The organism is Bacillus sp. P14.5 (assembly GCF_003316765.1).
In the GTDB taxonomy this organism is placed as follows: Bacteria; Bacillota; Bacilli; order Bacillales; family Bacillaceae_B; genus Rossellomorea.
Map to the genome: position 1 here is coordinate 1 of NZ_NIJF01000100.1, position 1,016 is coordinate 1,016.

The following is a 1,016-nucleotide window of genomic DNA, read 5'->3' on the forward strand; positions in this document are numbered from 1 at the left end:
ACGACCACGGCTTCTACATTCCAAAATCACAGATTGAAGCGGATTTGAAAGCGATTCGTGAGAAAGGAGACCAATAAATGGCACATGCAGTCGAAAAACACCCGGTGACCGGTATTCCGGCCAATCCAGAGAAAGCCACGCTGGAAGGGAAAATAAATATGTGGCCTTCTGGTTCTTCCTCGGTGGAGAGACGGTTCTCTTCGCCTCGCTGTTCGGAACGTACGTCGGTCTATTGAACTCTGGTGCGCCAGAGGAACTTCGCTCGTACAATATCTTTGAGATGGGGCTCGTCTTCTTGATGACGATGCTCCTCCTCACAAGTTCGCTCACAAGTGTTCTCGCCATGATGAATATGAAAGCGAACAATCCAGGCCGCATGAAGTTTTGGTTGATCATCACGCTTCTCCTCGGGGCTGGATTCCTCGGAGCAGAGATTTATGAGTTCATCCACTACTACCACATCGGTCACACGTTCACATCGAGCGCGTTCGGATCGGCGTTCTACACGCTCGTCGGATTCCACGGCGCGCACGTCACGTTCGGTCTCCTTTGGATCACGACGCTGTTGATTCGCAACTGGAACCGTCCAATCGATGTGTACAACGCACCGAAGTTCTACGTGTCGAGCCTGTACTGGCACTTTATCGACGTCGTATGGGTTTTCATCTTCTCAATCGTCTACCTCTTAGGGATGGTGAGCTAATATGGAAAAACAACCAATGAACGAATCGCACAAGCAGTTAGAGCTCGAAGTAAAAGCCGAGTCACGACGCGAGTATCAACTTCAGTTGATCAGCTTCGCGATGATGATTTTGCTCACATTCGTCGCGTTCGGCGCTGTATACGCTGAACTCATGCCAGTGTGGGCGGCAGGTGGTTTCTTAATCATCCTCGCCATCATTCAAGTGTTCTTGCAGCTTTACATCTTCATGCATATGAACAACCGTGGCAACACGTGGATCGTCGGAATGATGTGGCTTGGCATCTTTGTCGCCATCATCACGGTCGCTGCACTT

Annotated in this window: 1 protein-coding gene and 1 pseudogene; both read left to right on the forward strand. The window is 50.2% G+C overall.

All coding sequences use genetic code 11. The features are described from left to right. Positions 1 to 77: 77 nt before the first annotated feature. Positions 78 to 703 (forward strand): annotated as a pseudogene (locus B9Z54_RS20580) (cytochrome (ubi)quinol oxidase subunit III). A gap of 1 nt (position 704) precedes the next feature. Then, a partial coding sequence (locus B9Z54_RS20585; protein ID WP_113930253.1) for a cytochrome C oxidase subunit IV family protein occupies positions 705 to 1,016 on the forward strand: 312 nt, incomplete at its 3' end.